This is a genomic window from Flavobacterium sp. N502536 (genome assembly GCF_025947345.1).
In the GTDB taxonomy this organism is placed as follows: domain Bacteria; phylum Bacteroidota; class Bacteroidia; order Flavobacteriales; family Flavobacteriaceae; genus Flavobacterium.
This window is the reverse complement of sequence record NZ_CP110011.1, coordinates 1,462,767-1,477,270: the sequence shown is the minus strand read 5'-3', so window position 1 is coordinate 1,477,270 and position 14,504 is coordinate 1,462,767. Positions and strand designations below refer to the sequence as shown.

The window sequence follows — 14,504 nt, the reverse complement described above, 5'->3', positions numbered from 1 at the left end:
AAAGTGTTAAGCGTAAAGCTTTTTAAAGTTTTTTACCACAAATTTCACGAATTTACACAAATTCCGGAGCTTAAATGCCGGAATAACACGAACCTCAAATTTGAAACAGATTGGAGAAAATGAATCAATATATAATTCCTGAAAATTTGCGCAATTTGTGGCTAACTTTTTTTAGCCCAAAGCTTTCATTACCTGTAGGATGTTTTGCTGGCTGTTGCCGATGTAAATTTTGCCATCAATGATAAAAACCGGACGACTTAAGAAAGTATAATGTTCTAAGATGTATTTCTTAAAATCCGCCTCGGTTAAAGACTTGTTTTTTAAGTCCATTGACTTGTACAATTGTGCTTTTTTGCTGAATAAAGCTTCGTAGCTACCCGAAAGCTGGTACATTTCTTCAAGTTCTTCGGTAGTAATCGGGTTTTGTTTGATATCGTGAAAAACGAGATTGTTGTCTTTTGGTAAACCTTTGATAATTTTTCGACAAGTGTCGCAGGAAGCCAGGTAGTATATTTTGTTCATAATTTTAAATTTAAGAGACTACAAAGAAAATTCATTTGAAACTTAAAATTGCCTAATTTTAGAAAAAAAATAAATATATGAACTCAGTTTTTGAAGTACAAAAGACCATTAGAGAAATTCTTTTGAAAGTTTTAGACCATCATTCATTAGAACAGTTAAACAAAATTCCGCCGGGATTTAATAATAATATCATTTGGAATATTGCACATTGTATTGCTTCACAGCAGGCTCTGGTTTATAAATTATCGGGCTTGCCGGTTACCATTTCGGAAGCGTTTATTGCCAAGTACCGAAAAGACACTAAACCGGAAGGAGACGTGTCGCAAGCAGAAGTGGATGAAATACGAACGTTGCTTTCGACTACTTTAGAACAGGTTCAAAAGGATTTCGCAGCAGGTATTTTTGTTCAGTACAACGAATACACAACCAGCTTAGGATATACCCTGAAAAATATAAACGGGGCATTAGATTTTAATAATTATCATGAAGGTGTGCATACCGGAATTGTAATGAGTATCCGCAAGTTTGTTTAGACCTTAAAATACAACAAACCCGACAGTTTTAAAGCTGTCGGGTTTGAATATTAAATTTTTTATTACTCTACTATCGTTTCAATAGTCACTTTCATAGCACCACTTCCTTTGCTTTTAGTGATTTCCATAAAGGCTCTTTTAGATAAATCGAGTTCTCTTGTTCTCACAAACGGACCGCGGTCTGTAACCTTTACAATTACAAATTTTCCATTGGCCTCATTGGTAACTTTTATTCTGGTTCCGAAGGGCAGTTTTTTGTGTGCTGCAGTATAAGCGCTGTTACTGAATCGGCTTCCGTTGGCAGTTTTTTTTCCGTTAAAACGGTCAGCGTAGTAGGAGGCATGTGCATTTTTCTTGTAAGGTTTTAATTTTAAACCTTTATCAGTAAAAACAGAATCGGTTGGTATTGCGATTAAATTAGGTCTGGCAGTTTTGACAGTATCCTGAGTGATTTTAGGTTCAGTAGCTGGTTTTGTTTGACTTATGACATAGGTAAAACAACTTAAAAAAGTGATAGTAAGTGAAGTGAGTAAAATATATTTTTTATTTCTCATGTTTTATTTTTTTTCAGACTTGGGAGTTTGTACAAATAATATGCCGAGATAAAAAAAGCCCTAATTTTAGGGCTTTAATTGGTTTTTTTTAGAACCATAGGTTCCATGGGATTCTACTTAATATAAGTAATAATCCTAATCCGTAGAAAATAGCGAAAGTTTTAAATTTCGCTTCGCTATTCACTAATTTTTTATGTTTAGACCACCCGATAGTGATCAAAATGATAGCTATAATGTTGATTAAAGGATGCTCTAATGAGGTAAGTCTAAGTTCTGCATTAGACATTTGTCCAAAGGCAGCTTTTCCTAAAGGAGATACAAAATAAAGAATAAGACCAATCAGTAATTGTGTATGAGTTCCGATCAAAGCAAACAGTGCAATTTTGCGGTCTTTGCCTGTAAAGTCTTTTTTAGAAGTAAGACCGATGATGGCATTTACAACAGCAATTAATAAAAGCAACAGTGCTAAATAAGCCCAACCTGAATGGAACTTTTGTAGAAAATAGTACATAAATTGAATTTTTTGTTAAAACAAATATAGCAAAAAAGGCATAAAAAAAACGGCATCAGACTAAAAGTCAATGCCGTTTTTGGTATTTATTTAGATTCTAAATATTAGAAATCGTAACGTAGAGAGAAGTTCCATGTTCTTCCGAAACCAAAGAAAACCTGGTTTACGTTTGCAACTCCATTGTAAAGCATTCCGTTAGAAGCGTAAGTTCCTTTTGAACCAGCTGGTTGACCAGTAGCTACAGGAAGATTGTCGTCAGCAAAAGTATTAGTTCTTGATTCAGCAATGTAAAGTTTGTCTAATACGTTGTTAACGTTTAATCTGAAGTTAACTGATTTGTCTTTGTCTTTTCCTACTAACATTTTGTATGAAAAACCAGCATCTAATAAACCGTAAGAAGGCAATTGTAATGCTCCTTTGTTGTTTGGATCTGCAAAGTTAATCGGGCTTAATCCAGCGTACAATTTATCGTTAAAGTTGTAGTTTGCATCAACAGTTACTCTTGTTAAAACTTCGTAAGCAGCACCTAATGAAGCTGTCATTTGAGCAGCATCACCTACTTTTACTTTGTCCATGTATACTGTTGCAGCAGTGTATCCAACTACAGGAGAGTTATCTGCCTGATTGTATGCGTTAACAGTAGCATTTCCTTTGTATTCCCAGATTCCGTAAGAGATCATACCTGTTACTTTTAATCTGTCAGTGATGTTAGAGCTTCCTTCAACTTCAATTCCAGAGTGTACTTCGTTTAATCCTAAGTATTCAGTGTAAGTATTTGGGTCAGTTGGTAATGCATTACCTTTTAAGTATCTGTCATTCCAAGTTGTGTTGTAAACGTTAACTGTAGCGTTAAAGAATCTTGAACGGAAACCGTATCCAGCCTCAAATCCAACAATTTTCTCGTTAGTAAGGTTAGGGTTTACTGTTGATCTGTTGTTTGGATAAACAGAGTTAAAGAATGGTTGTCTTGAGTAGTAACCAGCGTTTACGTAAACATTACTTTTTTCGCTAAGGTTGTAGTTAGCACCCCCTTTTACGTTTCCTCCTAAGATGTTTTTGTAAGGAGTAGAAGCTAATGGATCAGTTGGTAAGTAAACGAAGTCATCTTCTCTTTTGAATCCTTGTTGAGAAACTGCTCCTTGTACGAATGCAGTTAAATTGTCTTTAGAGTACTCTAATTGAGTAAACGCACCATACCATTTTACTTTTCCAGTACTGTTGAATGAGATTTTGTCATATTGTCTTTTGTCAAAAACATTCCATTGTACGTTTGTAGCAGCTGTAGTTGTAAGACGTCTTCCAGTTGGTTTCAAACTTGCCATGGTGTTGTCAAAGAATTCACCTCCGCCTAATCTGTCGTTAACAACAGTAAAGTGGTATCCAGTATAAGTTCTTGCATCAAGACCGAAATCTAAAGTAAGTGTATTTGATAATTTTTTGTTCAGGTTAATAACCGCTCCAAACCAGTCATGAGAGTTGATAGATGAAGTTTGTGAAATACCTGATGTAGTGTTGTAAACATATGGAGATGCAGTAGTTCCTGCTCCAGTTCTACCAGTTGAAGAACTGTTTTGGTAAACACCACCAATTTGTGTTCTTGTTCTGTTTGCACCGTTAAAGTTAACTTGTCCGGTACCGTTGTTCCAAGCTTGGATTTTGTTGTAATCAACTAAACCATTAGGTGTTAAGAATACTGCACTGTTGTAAGTGTTTCCACCAATACCACCTGTTGCTCCTGCACCAGCTCCACGTCCCATAGACGCGTAAACTACAGTTGAAAGTTTGGTAGTTTCATTGATTTTATAGTCCCAGTTAAAAGAAGCTACCGGTTTGTGGTAGTAGTTTTTTCTGATGTTGTAAGATTCACCATTTAAGAATCCTGCGTCAGCGTTATATCTGATGTTTGGATCTCCATTGATACCATATTTTTGGTAAGTAGCAATCGTAGGTACAGTAGATCTTTGGTTGTGCCATTGTGGCGCTCCTGTTACTGTAAGTTGAAAGTCATGCTTGTCGTTTTTTGTTCCGTATCCTAAAGCTACATAGTAGTTAGAACCTTCAAATTCAGTTCCGTTCACGTATCCGTCTCCCATTGTTTGAGACAATAAGATAGAAGCAGAAAGACCATTTGCTAATTTTCCAGTACTGTATGAACCTTGAACTTTGAAGTTTCTTCCATTTCCGAAACCAGAAGAGAAAGATCCTCCTTCTTTTCTGTCAGAAGCTTTAGTTACAATGTTGATAGTTCCTCCAACAGATGGAGTTACCAATTTTGAAGCTCCTAAACCTCTTTGAACCTGAATAGCAGAAGCTACCTCAGATAAACCAGACCAGTTACTCCAGTAAACAGAACCATTTTCCATGTCGTTAACCGGCATACCGTTGATCATTACAGCGATATTGTTTTGGTTAAAACCACGAATGTTGATTCTTGAATCTCCAAAACCTCCACCCGCTTTAGTAGCGTACACAGAAGGTGTGTTTCTTAAGATCTCCGGAAATTCCTGAGTTCCAAGTTTTTCCTGAATTTCAGCAGCTTTAATTGTAGATACTGCTACAGGAGTTTTTCTGTCTTTTGCGATGTCGACGATAGTGCTTTTTACAACAATCTCGCTTAATTCGTTAGAATTAGAAGTTAAAACGATGGTTCCTACGTTAGCTGTTCCACCCGATACTGAAAATTTTACAGTCTTGTTTTCGTAACCTAAAAAAGAAATAACGATTTCTCCTGTACTTGTTGTTGCATTAAGAGTAAATTTACCATCAAAATCTGTAGAAGTAGCAACTGTAGATCCTTTAATGACTACGTTTGCTCCTGGTAATGAGCCTACCCCATCGGTAATCATACCAGAAATTTTTCCTTGAGAAAATGCGGTTGAAACTATCATGAACAATAGTCCAGTAAGTAACCAATTTTTCATTGTCTTCATTTGTTATTTAGTTTATTGTTTTTGGCAAAATTATAACAATTAAATCAGATAGTGTTATCAAAATGTTAAGAAAATTAAGTTTTATATAATGTGTTGCGCATTAAAATGATTTTTCTATTTTTTGTTAGATAAAATGTACTTCTTTTAAATTTTTAGGCATTGATTTTGTTAAAATCGTAATAATTGTAATAGTCTTGTAGTGCTAAACTTGCAAGAACCAGTACTTTAGGTCGCTTTTGAGTCTTATTTGTACGAAAAAACGCCTTAATTTTTATTAAATCAAGGCGTTTCAGTATGTTGCGCTAGAGGGCTTTTGTTAATTTTATTTGTGCTTCAAAAAGTGATTTAACAAAAAAGAGGTCGAGCTGTCGTGATTTTGTACAGTCTTAGTGTTAATTTCATCCAAAATAGAATTCGCCAATTGTTTTCCTAATTCTACTCCCCATTGATCATAACTGAAAATATTCCAGATGATACCCTGCACGAAAATCTTGTGTTCGTACAAAGCAATCAGTGACCCCAGACTTTTCGGAGTTAGTTTTTGTATTAAGATCGTGTTTGTTGGTTTGTTTCCGGTGAAAACTTTAAAAGGTAACAAGTAAGAAGCTTTTTCGGCCGATAATCCTTGTTTGTCAAATTCTGCCTGAACCTGTGCAGCTGTTTTTCCATTTAGCAAAGCTTCAGTCTGAGCAAAGAAGTTTGACATTAGTTTGTTGTGGTGATCCTCATTTCCGTATAATGGTTGGACAAATCCGATAAAATCTGTCGGAATCAATTTTGTACCCTGATGAATCAATTGGAAAAACGCATGTTGAGAATTTGTTCCCGGTTCTCCCCAGATGATGGTTCCGGTTTGATAGTTTACTGGTTTTCCGTCACGTCCAACACTTTTTCCGTTGCTTTCCATGGTTGCCTGTTGCAGGTAAGGGGCCAATTTTTGAAGGTATTGGGTATATGGAATCAATGCTTCACTTTCAGCACCAAAGAAATTATTGTACCAAATGCTTAATAAGGCCAGGATCACAGGGATGTTTTCGTCGAAAGCTGTTGTTTTGAAATGTTCATCCATTTGATTGGCTCCTTTTAACATTTCGTTGTAGTTGTCAAAACCAATTGCCAAAGATATGCTTAGACCGACAGCACTCCATAAAGAGAATCTTCCTCCAACCCAATCCCACATTGGGAAAACATTGTCAGGATTAATTCCAAATTCGGTTACTTTTTGGATGTTGGTAGAAACAGCAACAAAATGTTTGGCGATATCTTCCTGAGAAGCCGACTTTAAAAACCACTCTTTAATGGTTTCAGAGTTCGATAAAGTTTCCTGAGTAGTAAACGTTTTGGAAACAATTAAAAACAAAGTCGTTTCCGGATTCAGTTTTTTGATTACTTCGTTTACATGATCGCCATCAACATTGGATACAAAATGTAAGTTTAAATGGTTTTTGTAAAATTGTAAGGCTTCAACTGCCATAACAGGTCCAAGATCAGAACCTCCAATACCTATATTTACAATATCCGTAAAAGCTTTTCCGGTGAAACCTTTTCTTTCTCCTGAGATTACTTCGTGACTAAATTGTTTGATTTTGTTTTTTACTTCGTAAACTTCCGGAATTACATTTTCGCCATCTACTTTAATAACTGCCGATTCAGGTGCGCGTAATGCAGTGTGCAAAACGGCTCTGTTTTCGGTTTGGTTGATGATTTCTCCTCCAAAATATTGTGAGATGGCTTCTTTTAATCCAATTGAGTTAGCTAATTCCAGTAAAAGAGAAATGGTCTCCTGGCTGATGTTGTTTTTAGAATAATCAACAAGGAAGTCATTCCATTGTAAATTGAACTTTTCAACGCGAGTTTTGTCTTGTTGAAATAATTCTTGTATCGTAGTTTCGTGAATTGCGTTATAGTGGTTTTGTAGATTTTTCCACGCTTCAGTCCCGGTTGGGTTTGTTGTGTTTAAAGCCATTTTTTGTTTAATTGAGAATGCGGTTATAAAAAACAAAAATACTGAAATTAGTTTTTAATAGTGTAACGCTTCACGATTATATAACAATTAGTTACGAAAACGATATATGTGTTTATTTGGCCTTAATTCTTGTCGTTATGATGACAGCGCCATCGTTTTCTTTTTCATTGTAAATGATGCGGCTGCTGTTTTTGTTTAGAAAATCAAGGCTAATAATGTCAGATTTTTTAAGAGGCAATACTATGGTGTCCTGCTTTTTGTTGTACCTGAAAGGAACTCCGTTTATGACGATTAAAGGCGATTTCTCGATTAGATCTTCTTCAAATGCCCGGTGGATTGATTCCGCAACAAAGTACTTATTTTCTTTTTTATCGTTTAAAATAAAAGTGTGGGGATTATTGGAGCAGCCTATGGTTATTGCGCAAGTAAGCAATAATAGAATTCGTTTCATTCGGGAAGGCTGAAGTGGCAAAATAGTGTTTGAAGCAGCAGGGTTATTTACCATATTTTCCACCAGGGCTTTTTATTGATTTCAATCTGTTTCCTGGCTTTGTTGATTTCTATTCTTTTTGGGGCTTCAGTTTTTATGGTGGAATCATCAAAATAGAATTCGCCGGTACTGCTCATGCCAACAGGGGCTTTTGTTTTTTCTTTCCAATCCTCCGTTTGAAGTTCGGGTATTAAAGACGAGTTGATTTTAGCGGCAAATTTTTGCTTAGCTTTTTCGCTAATTTCTTCTTCAAGATTTGAAGTTGAATTTTTGAAAAGTGGAAGCGAATTTCCGGGAATGTTCAGCAGGAAGATTTGGGTTTTGTTGCCGATCTTATAAATGTCTAATACTTTAAAGAAAGAATTGTCGTCTAAAAGAGCATGTCCGTTTTTTACCGAATCAGGATTGAACTTGGATAGGTCTCTCGCTCCGGCGCTTGCAATCAAAAATCTGCAATTGCCCGAAAGCCCGCCGCCAAGAAAAGACATGTCTGTAAAATCTTTTTCTTTTAGTATTTGCCCAATTTGATAAGCGGCAAGTAAGTTGTCGTTTAAAGTAGTGTCTCTGTAGAATAGTTTTAAGTCTGAAAAAGTTTCATCAAGAATGTCTTTAATGCGTTTGTTTTTCATGTTTACTTCTATTTTAAAGATAAATACAGATTCTTATAGATTTCCAATGCTGTCCAGTTCTCTCTTCAAAGGTTCGATTTGTTGGAAGAAACGGGTTTTGGCATTTCCTGTTAAAGACTCTCCGGTTGGTAAGTTCAGTCTCAAAGCATCAACCTGAATGCCATTTTTCCAGAACCGGTAACATACATGGGGTCCTGTCGCAAGACCGGTGCTGCCCACTAGTCCGATAGTTTGTCCCTGAGTAACACGCTGACCGCGTCGAACTAAAATTCGGGACATGTGTAAATATTGAGTGGAATAAGTTCCGTTGTGTTTTACTTTCACAAAGTTTCCGTTTCCTGCGGTGTATCCTGTTGCTTCTACCGTTCCCGACGCAGTTGTCGAAATTGGTGTACCTGTTGGAGCGGCATAGTCGGTTCCTTTGTGTGCTTTCCAGGTATGCTGTACCGGATGAAAACGGTTTGCGGTAAATCGGGAAGTGATTCGGCTGAACTTAATCGGAGTTTTTAAGAAAAAGTTTTTTAGTGTTTTTCCCTGATCGTCATAATATTCAATTTTCCCAGAGGTTGTATCTCTTTCAAAAGGAAAAGCATAGATAATTTTACCTTTGTATTCAAAAAAAGCGGCTTGAAGATCTTCAACGCCATCGTAGGTTTTGCCATTTATAAAACGTTCGGTAAAAATTAAACCGTAACGATCTCCCTTTTTAAGTTTAAAAAAGTCAATAGACCACGAGAATACTTTGGTGATTCTGCCGGCAAGAGCTGCTTCTACACTTTCGTTTCCTAAGGTTTCAGATAGGGAACTTTTTAAAACACCTCCAATGATTTTGCGTTTTAAAATGACTGGTTTTATTTTTTTGTATGCTTTTGCAATACTGTCTCTAAAGTCAACTACATAATAAGTAAGGGCATCCGGCTGATAAATAAAAACCTGAAGCTTGTTTGTTTTGTTTTTAGAACGAAGTACCGTATAAGGTTTGTTGTACCGAATGGTTCTTACGTTAAAAGAATCTTTGATTTGTTCTACAACATCATAGACTTTTTTATCTCCGATATTTTGCCCCTGAATGATAGATCCAAAAGAGTCTCCTTTTTTAATGGTATCGTGAATGACATTGAAGTCGGCGTAATTAAAACCAAATTCTACTTTTTTAGTTTTTGGTTTAGTGATTTTAGTTTCAACTTTTTCAGCGGTTTTGTTACATGAAAATATCGAGAATAAAACGATTATAATTACGAATGCTTTTTTCAAACTTTTAAATTTTTTAGGAAATTAATTGGCTGCTTCATTTCCCCAATTGGACAATTCTTCTTCGGCCCACAATTTAGGAAAAAAGATGCGTCTTTGGTATTTTGGGTGCATATATTTTTGCCAATCACTTCCGCCGGTAGCTTCTCCGTTTCCTTTTCCGCTTTCCAGTATGTATTTTCTTGCAGTGTTTAGGTGCTGCATGACCCAGGTAATGTTTACCGTTTTGTCGTAATGACGCATGGCATCAATTAACTCTTGGTTTTGTTGATCTTCTAAAGGTAATTGCGTGAATTTTTGCCAGATGTTTTTTGATTTAAAAGTAGACATCTGTCTCAAAAACTGATCTTTGTATTTGTTTTCAAATTCCTGAAGCAGGTATGATTTCTCACCCGTCTGATAATCTTTTCCGGCAGCCTGCCAGTACAGATGTTCGAAGCTGGTTTCTAATGGCGTGTTTTCGTCAAAGTTGGGTTTGTATCTGCGATCGGTTAAATTGATAACATCGGTCGAAGCAAATTCAATTAATCTGTATTGTGCACTTTGAAACCCGCTGGCCGGAGTCAGGGTATTTCTGAATTTCATGTATTGGTCGACTTCCATTCCGTTTTCCATGATGCTGAATGAATTGGTCAGCATGTCAAAGTATCGGGTGATTCTTGAAAGTCTTTCGCTGAAAAAGGCAACCTGAATGTTTTGTGTATCGGCAATTTGATCAATTTCCCACAAAATCATTTTAAAAATTAACTCGTTTACCTGATGGTACATGATGAAAACCATTTCGTCAGGAAGCGTCGTGCGTTGTGTTTGTAAGCTTAAGAGGGCATCGGTCTGAATGTAATCCCAGTAGGTGATTGGTTTTGACCAAAGTAATCCTTCTAATTGTACATCAGTTTTTTGATTTATAGCTTGGTATTTAAGGTCAATCTCTTTTAAAATTGATTCTGAATGATCAGTAGGGTTCATTATTTTTTTGCTTTAAATGGATTTTTTAATCCTTTGTATTCGTCAAGATCCGCTTTAAGCGATCCGACAGCCAGATCTGCTTTTATTCGTATTGGAACTTTGTTGTCGTCGTCTGTGATCCAGAGTGTTACGCTTTCTTTTTCTTTGAAAACTCTTCCTGTTTGTACTAATGGCTTGAAGACCATCGTAGAAACGGTGCCAAATTTAGTTGTAATATCTTGACGGCCTACATATTTTAACTTAAATTTTGTGATTTCATCGTCAAAAAACATGTCAATTGTAATGGCTTCCCCCGATTTTAATTTGTCTATACTTGGATGGTTTCTCAGGTAATAAAAAGAAGAGATGATATCCTGTACATTAGGAGTAATTACTATTGTTTTTTCTGTTTTTCGTTTGTAATCTTTTACCAAAACCTTGCTTTCGGGCTGATCGAAAAAGCCTTCCTGGTTTTTGGTGTAACCGCCTTCGTTTATTTTTCGAACGTAGCGATAAGGGTCTCCGTTTTGTTTGTCAAAATAACTCTCATAAAGATCTTCCACTTTAAAGAAAAATTTTGACATTCCGGTAGTGTATCCTTTTCCCACAGCGTGAAACACTTTTTTATTGTTGATTGTGGCATCTTTAATTTCGAGTGTCGCATAGCCGGCATTGATAATTCCGTAATGGATTCTGAATTTGAAGTATTCTCCAGTATCAAAAGCATTTTCTTTTTGAGTGTCGAAACTTAAGGTAGTGAGAATTAATAGGAGTAGAACTAATTTTTTCATAGTACATTTTTTACATTCCATTATAAAGATAAATAAATGCAAATTTTATTCCAAATGTACCAAAACAAAAAAACTCCGTCAAGGAATGACGGAGTTTTTATGCTATTAACTAACCAAAAAACTATAAATTATGAAATTTATATCAATTCGGAAGGAAACCACCCCTTCCTGATTTGCGAGTGCAAAGATAGATACAAAGTTCAAAAAATAAATGTTAAAAAGTGAGTTTAACATAACATTTGCATAAAAACCATCGTTTTACAGAGAATTTTTTTGCATAATGTAAAAAAAATGCGTTTTTATAGCGTTCCTCTCAATTCCTGTTCTCTTTCGATTGACTCAAAAAGGGCTTTAAAGTTTCCTGCTCCAAATCCTTTTGCACCCATTCTTTGAATAATTTCGAAAAATAGTGTTGGTCTGTCCTGAACCGGTTTTGTAAATATTTGCAATAAGTAACCGTCTTCGTCTGCATCGACCATGATGGCCAGCTTTTCAATTTCGTTAATGTCTTCTTTCATCATGTCCATGTGCACGCCTAGTCTCTCAGGAATTGCCTGGTAGTAGGTGTGAGGGGGAGCAGATAAAAATTCAACACCTCTTGCTCTCAATTGTGATACGGTTTTAATGATGTCATCTGTAGCAATGGCAATGTGCTGAATTCCGGGACCGCCATAGAAATCTAAATATTCTTCGATTTGAGATTTTTTCTTTCCTTCTGCCGGTTCATTAATAGGGAATTTGATTCTTCCATTTCCATTCGACATTACTTTACTCATCAATGCTGAATATTCTGTGGTAATTTGTTTGTCATCAAATGATAAGAAATTTACGAATCCCATAACGTCTTCGTAGAATTTTACCCAGGTATTCATTTCATTCCAGCCTACATTTCCAACCATATGGTCGATGTATTTTAAACCGGTTGGTTCCGGATTGTAATCCGATTTCCATTCTTTATATCCCGGAAGGAAAATACCGTTGTAGTTTTTTCTTTCTACGAAAATGTGAACCGTTTCTCCGTAAGTATAGATTCCTGAACGAATCACTTCTCCAAATTCGTCTGATTCAACCGTTGGCTCCATAAAAGAACGAGCGCCACGTTTTATCGTTTCTTCATAAGCACTTCTGGCATCTTCAACCCAAAGAGCTGCTACTTTTACACCGTCACCATGTTTTTTAAGGTGTTCGTGTATTGGTGAATCCTGTGTTAAAGGTGTTGTCAGAACGATTCTGATTTTGTCCTGCTTTAAAACATAAGAGGCTTTGTCTTTTACTCCGGTTTCCAGTCCGGCATAAGCTAATGACTGATACCCGAAAGCCGTTTTGTAATAATGTGCCGATTGTTTGGCATTACCAACGTAGAATTCTACATAATCGGTTCCTAATAATGGAAGGAAATCCTGTGCTCCTTCAAAGATTTTTTCTAATCCGTATTCTACTGATTTTACTTCTTTGCTCATTTTGTTTTTAATTTGGAAATGAGGTAATTTGATAATTAGTTAATTAGAAAATTAGATAATGTGCGTTCCGATAAAACTTATCTCATTGACACATTTTCACATTTTCGCATTTGGAAATGATCTAATTACTTCACTTTTGATGTTGATATTGTTTTTTTAGTTTGAAAATGAGTTAATTAGAGAATTAGATAATGTGCGTTCCGATAAAAATTATCTCATTGACACATTTTCGCATTGACAAATTATCTCATTTTAGATGTTGATATTATTTTGTTTAGAATTTTTTGAATTTCTGATAGATCGTTTAACAGATTTTTACAATTTGGATAATCCTTATGTGCTTCACATAAAAACAACCAATACTCAGATTCGTCAGCTTCTTTGATTGCAATTTTTAATTTATGAATAAAATCGGCCTTGCTTTCTGCGTTTTGTGCTTCTTTTGAGTTCGCTCCAATTGATGTTCCGCTTTTTAATAACTGATTAGCGATTACGAATTTCTTTTGTTCCTGAAGTTCACTCGTGAAATCAATTATGTTTAGGGCGAAATGGAATGTTTTAATTAAAAGAACATTGTCTTTGTACTTATCATTGAAAGTCATTGTTTTAATTAGTTAATGAGATAATTAGAAAATTTGATAATTTTTACATCTGGTTAAAGATATGAATTTGTAATCCAAAGACTACTTTTTATTATATAATTAACACATTGTCTAATTGCCACATTATCTCATTTTCTAATTAGCTAATTACTCCGTCCAGGACTTGTAATACTGACCGTCGTCAAGACCCATGGCTTCTTCTGTAACCATTAATGGGCGGAAAGTATCAACCATAACGGCTAATTCCTGAGTTTCTTTGTGACCAATGCTGCGTTCCATCGCACCTGGCGCCGGACCGTGTGGAATTCCTTTTGGGTGTAAAGTGATATGACCCTGCTCAATGTTGTTACGGCTCATAAAGTCACCGTCCACATAATAAAGTACTTCATCAGAATCAATATTACTGTGGTTGTAAGGTGCCGGAATTGCTTTCGGATGATAATCGTAAAGTCTTGGGCAGAAAGAACAAACGACAAAAGTGGCCGTTTCGAATGTTTGGTGTACCGGAGGCGGTTGGTGAACACGTCCCGTTATAGGCTCAAAATTATGAATCGAGAATCCGTATGGGAAATTGTAACCGTCCCAACCCACTACATCAAAAGGATGTGTGGCGTAAACCACTTCGTGAATCATGCCTTCTTTTTTGATTTTAATTAAAAAATCACCTTTTTCGTCATGTGTTTCCAGTTCGTTTGGCAAAATAAAATCGCGTTCGCAAAACGGCGAGTGCTCTAAATGTTGCCCCGATTGGTTTTTGTAACGTTTTGGGGTATAAAAAGGAGAGTACGATTCGACATAAAAAAGTCGGTTTTCTTCCGTCTCAAATTCTATTTGGTAAATAATGCCTCGTGGAATAATTAGGTAATCTCCATATTCAAATGGGATGTTTCCCAACATGGTTCTTAATTTTCCTTTTCCTTTGTGGATGAAAAGCATCTCATCGGCATCGGCATTTTTGTAGAAATAATTTCGAAGCGATTCTTTAGGTGCAGCCAATCCAATAATACAGTCTTTATTGACCATCATGGCTTTGCGGCTGTCCAGAAAATCATTTTCCGGTTTTAATTCAAAACCTTTAAAAAGTAATGATTTTATGTTTTTTCCGATGGCAATTTTAGGCTCAACGGAATAAGAGTTTAAAATTTCTTTTACCTGAGTTGGTCGGTGTACGTGATACGACAATGACGAATGTCCGTGAAAACCTTCAGTTCCAAATAATTGTTCGTAGTAGAAACCTCCGTTAGGTTTTTCGAATTGTGTATGTCTCTTTTGAGGGAAGTCTCCAAGTTTATGATATAATGGCATGGCTTTTCTATTAGA

The 14,504-nt window shown here is 36.0% G+C and carries 14 protein-coding genes; 1 reads left to right on the top strand and 13 read right to left on the bottom strand.

Annotation, left to right across the window (positions count from 1 at the left end; translation table 11 throughout):
* Positions 1–171: 171 nt before the first annotated feature.
* A complete protein-coding gene (locus tag OLM61_RS06645; protein WP_264525616.1) occupies positions 172–522 on the bottom strand; it encodes an arsenate reductase family protein in 351 nt (116 codons plus the stop codon).
* 77 nt (positions 523–599) lie between these two features.
* Between OLM61_RS06645 and OLM61_RS06640 the strand changes: the two genes are divergently transcribed.
* On the top strand, positions 600–1,055 hold the full coding sequence (locus OLM61_RS06640) for a DinB family protein (RefSeq protein ID WP_264525615.1): 456 nt from the start codon (positions 600–602) through the stop codon (positions 1,053–1,055).
* Between the two features lie 62 nt (positions 1,056–1,117).
* Here OLM61_RS06640 and OLM61_RS06635 read toward each other — a convergent pair whose 3' ends face one another.
* The 12 genes from OLM61_RS06635 to OLM61_RS06580 all read right to left on the bottom strand — a co-directional run bounded on the left by OLM61_RS06635 (position 1,118) and on the right by OLM61_RS06580 (position 14,489).
* The gene (locus tag OLM61_RS06635; protein WP_264525614.1) at positions 1,118–1,609 is read right to left on the bottom strand and encodes a septal ring lytic transglycosylase RlpA family protein; all 492 of its coding nucleotides are present in this window, start codon (positions 1,607–1,609) and stop codon (positions 1,118–1,120) included.
* Positions 1,610–1,697: 88 nt separating this feature from the next.
* Entirely contained in the window at positions 1,698–2,120 is a 423-nt protein-coding gene (locus OLM61_RS06630) for a hypothetical protein (RefSeq protein ID WP_264525613.1), read from the bottom strand.
* Positions 2,121–2,224: 104 nt separating this feature from the next.
* A complete protein-coding gene (locus OLM61_RS06625; RefSeq protein ID WP_264525612.1) occupies positions 2,225–5,050 on the bottom strand; it encodes a TonB-dependent receptor in 2,826 nt (941 codons plus the stop codon).
* Positions 5,051–5,372: 322 nt separating this feature from the next.
* Positions 5,373–7,016 carry a glucose-6-phosphate isomerase gene (gene pgi / locus OLM61_RS06620; protein ID WP_264525611.1) on the bottom strand — a complete coding sequence of 548 codons (1,644 nt, stop codon included), beginning with the start codon at positions 7,014–7,016 and terminating at the stop codon, positions 5,373–5,375.
* 112 nt (positions 7,017–7,128) lie between these two features.
* Positions 7,129–7,521: a hypothetical protein gene (locus OLM61_RS06615; RefSeq protein WP_264525610.1), complete on the bottom strand. Its 393-nt coding sequence runs from the start codon at positions 7,519–7,521 to the stop codon at positions 7,129–7,131.
* The gene (locus tag OLM61_RS06610; protein WP_264525609.1) at positions 7,515–8,135 is read right to left on the bottom strand and encodes a hypothetical protein; all 621 of its coding nucleotides are present in this window, start codon (positions 8,133–8,135) and stop codon (positions 7,515–7,517) included. The genes OLM61_RS06615 and OLM61_RS06610 overlap by 7 nt, the downstream gene beginning before the upstream one ends.
* A gap of 33 nt (positions 8,136–8,168) precedes the next feature.
* Positions 8,169–9,389: a M23 family metallopeptidase gene (locus tag OLM61_RS06605; RefSeq protein WP_264525608.1), complete on the bottom strand. Its 1,221-nt coding sequence runs from the start codon at positions 9,387–9,389 to the stop codon at positions 8,169–8,171.
* A gap of 21 nt (positions 9,390–9,410) precedes the next feature.
* Entirely contained in the window at positions 9,411–10,352 is a 942-nt protein-coding gene (locus OLM61_RS06600; RefSeq protein ID WP_264525607.1) for a tryptophan 2,3-dioxygenase family protein, read from the bottom strand.
* The gene (locus OLM61_RS06595) at positions 10,352–11,122 is read right to left on the bottom strand and encodes a DUF3108 domain-containing protein (RefSeq protein ID WP_264525606.1); all 771 of its coding nucleotides are present in this window, start codon (positions 11,120–11,122) and stop codon (positions 10,352–10,354) included. The genes OLM61_RS06600 and OLM61_RS06595 overlap by 1 nt, the downstream gene beginning before the upstream one ends.
* A gap of 299 nt (positions 11,123–11,421) precedes the next feature.
* On the bottom strand, positions 11,422–12,582 hold the full coding sequence (gene hppD / locus OLM61_RS06590; protein ID WP_264525605.1) for a 4-hydroxyphenylpyruvate dioxygenase: 1,161 nt from the start codon (positions 12,580–12,582) through the stop codon (positions 11,422–11,424).
* A 242-nt stretch (positions 12,583–12,824) separates the two neighbouring features.
* Positions 12,825–13,184, bottom strand: a complete 360-nt coding sequence (locus tag OLM61_RS06585) for a four helix bundle protein (protein WP_264525604.1) — start codon at positions 13,182–13,184, stop codon at positions 12,825–12,827.
* Between the two features lie 147 nt (positions 13,185–13,331).
* On the bottom strand, positions 13,332–14,489 hold the full coding sequence (locus OLM61_RS06580) for a homogentisate 1,2-dioxygenase (RefSeq protein ID WP_264525603.1): 1,158 nt from the start codon (positions 14,487–14,489) through the stop codon (positions 13,332–13,334).
* Positions 14,490–14,504: the final 15 nt, after the last annotated feature.

Coding starts and splice junctions, on each gene's coding strand:
- OLM61_RS06585 (WP_264525604.1), bottom strand. CDS start 13,184: ATGACTTTCAATGATAAGTACAAAGACAATGTTCTTTTAATTAAAACA.
- OLM61_RS06595 (WP_264525606.1), bottom strand. CDS start 11,122: ATGAAAAAATTAGTTCTACTCCTATTAATTCTCACTACCTTAAGTTTC.
- pgi (WP_264525611.1), bottom strand. CDS start 7,016: ATGGCTTTAAACACAACAAACCCAACCGGGACTGAAGCGTGGAAAAAT.
- OLM61_RS06615 (WP_264525610.1), bottom strand. CDS start 7,521: ATGGTAAATAACCCTGCTGCTTCAAACACTATTTTGCCACTTCAGCCT.
- OLM61_RS06610 (WP_264525609.1), bottom strand. CDS start 8,135: ATGAAAAACAAACGCATTAAAGACATTCTTGATGAAACTTTTTCAGAC.
- OLM61_RS06635 (WP_264525614.1), bottom strand. CDS start 1,609: ATGAGAAATAAAAAATATATTTTACTCACTTCACTTACTATCACTTTT.
- OLM61_RS06645 (WP_264525616.1), bottom strand. CDS start 522: ATGAACAAAATATACTACCTGGCTTCCTGCGACACTTGTCGAAAAATT.
- OLM61_RS06625 (WP_264525612.1), bottom strand. CDS start 5,050: ATGAAGACAATGAAAAATTGGTTACTTACTGGACTATTGTTCATGATA.
- OLM61_RS06580 (WP_264525603.1), bottom strand. CDS start 14,489: ATGCCATTATATCATAAACTTGGAGACTTCCCTCAAAAGAGACATACA.
- OLM61_RS06640 (WP_264525615.1), top strand. CDS start 600: ATGAACTCAGTTTTTGAAGTACAAAAGACCATTAGAGAAATTCTTTTG.
- OLM61_RS06630 (WP_264525613.1), bottom strand. CDS start 2,120: ATGTACTATTTTCTACAAAAGTTCCATTCAGGTTGGGCTTATTTAGCA.
- hppD (WP_264525605.1), bottom strand. CDS start 12,582: ATGAGCAAAGAAGTAAAATCAGTAGAATACGGATTAGAAAAAATCTTT.
- OLM61_RS06600 (WP_264525607.1), bottom strand. CDS start 10,352: ATGAACCCTACTGATCATTCAGAATCAATTTTAAAAGAGATTGACCTT.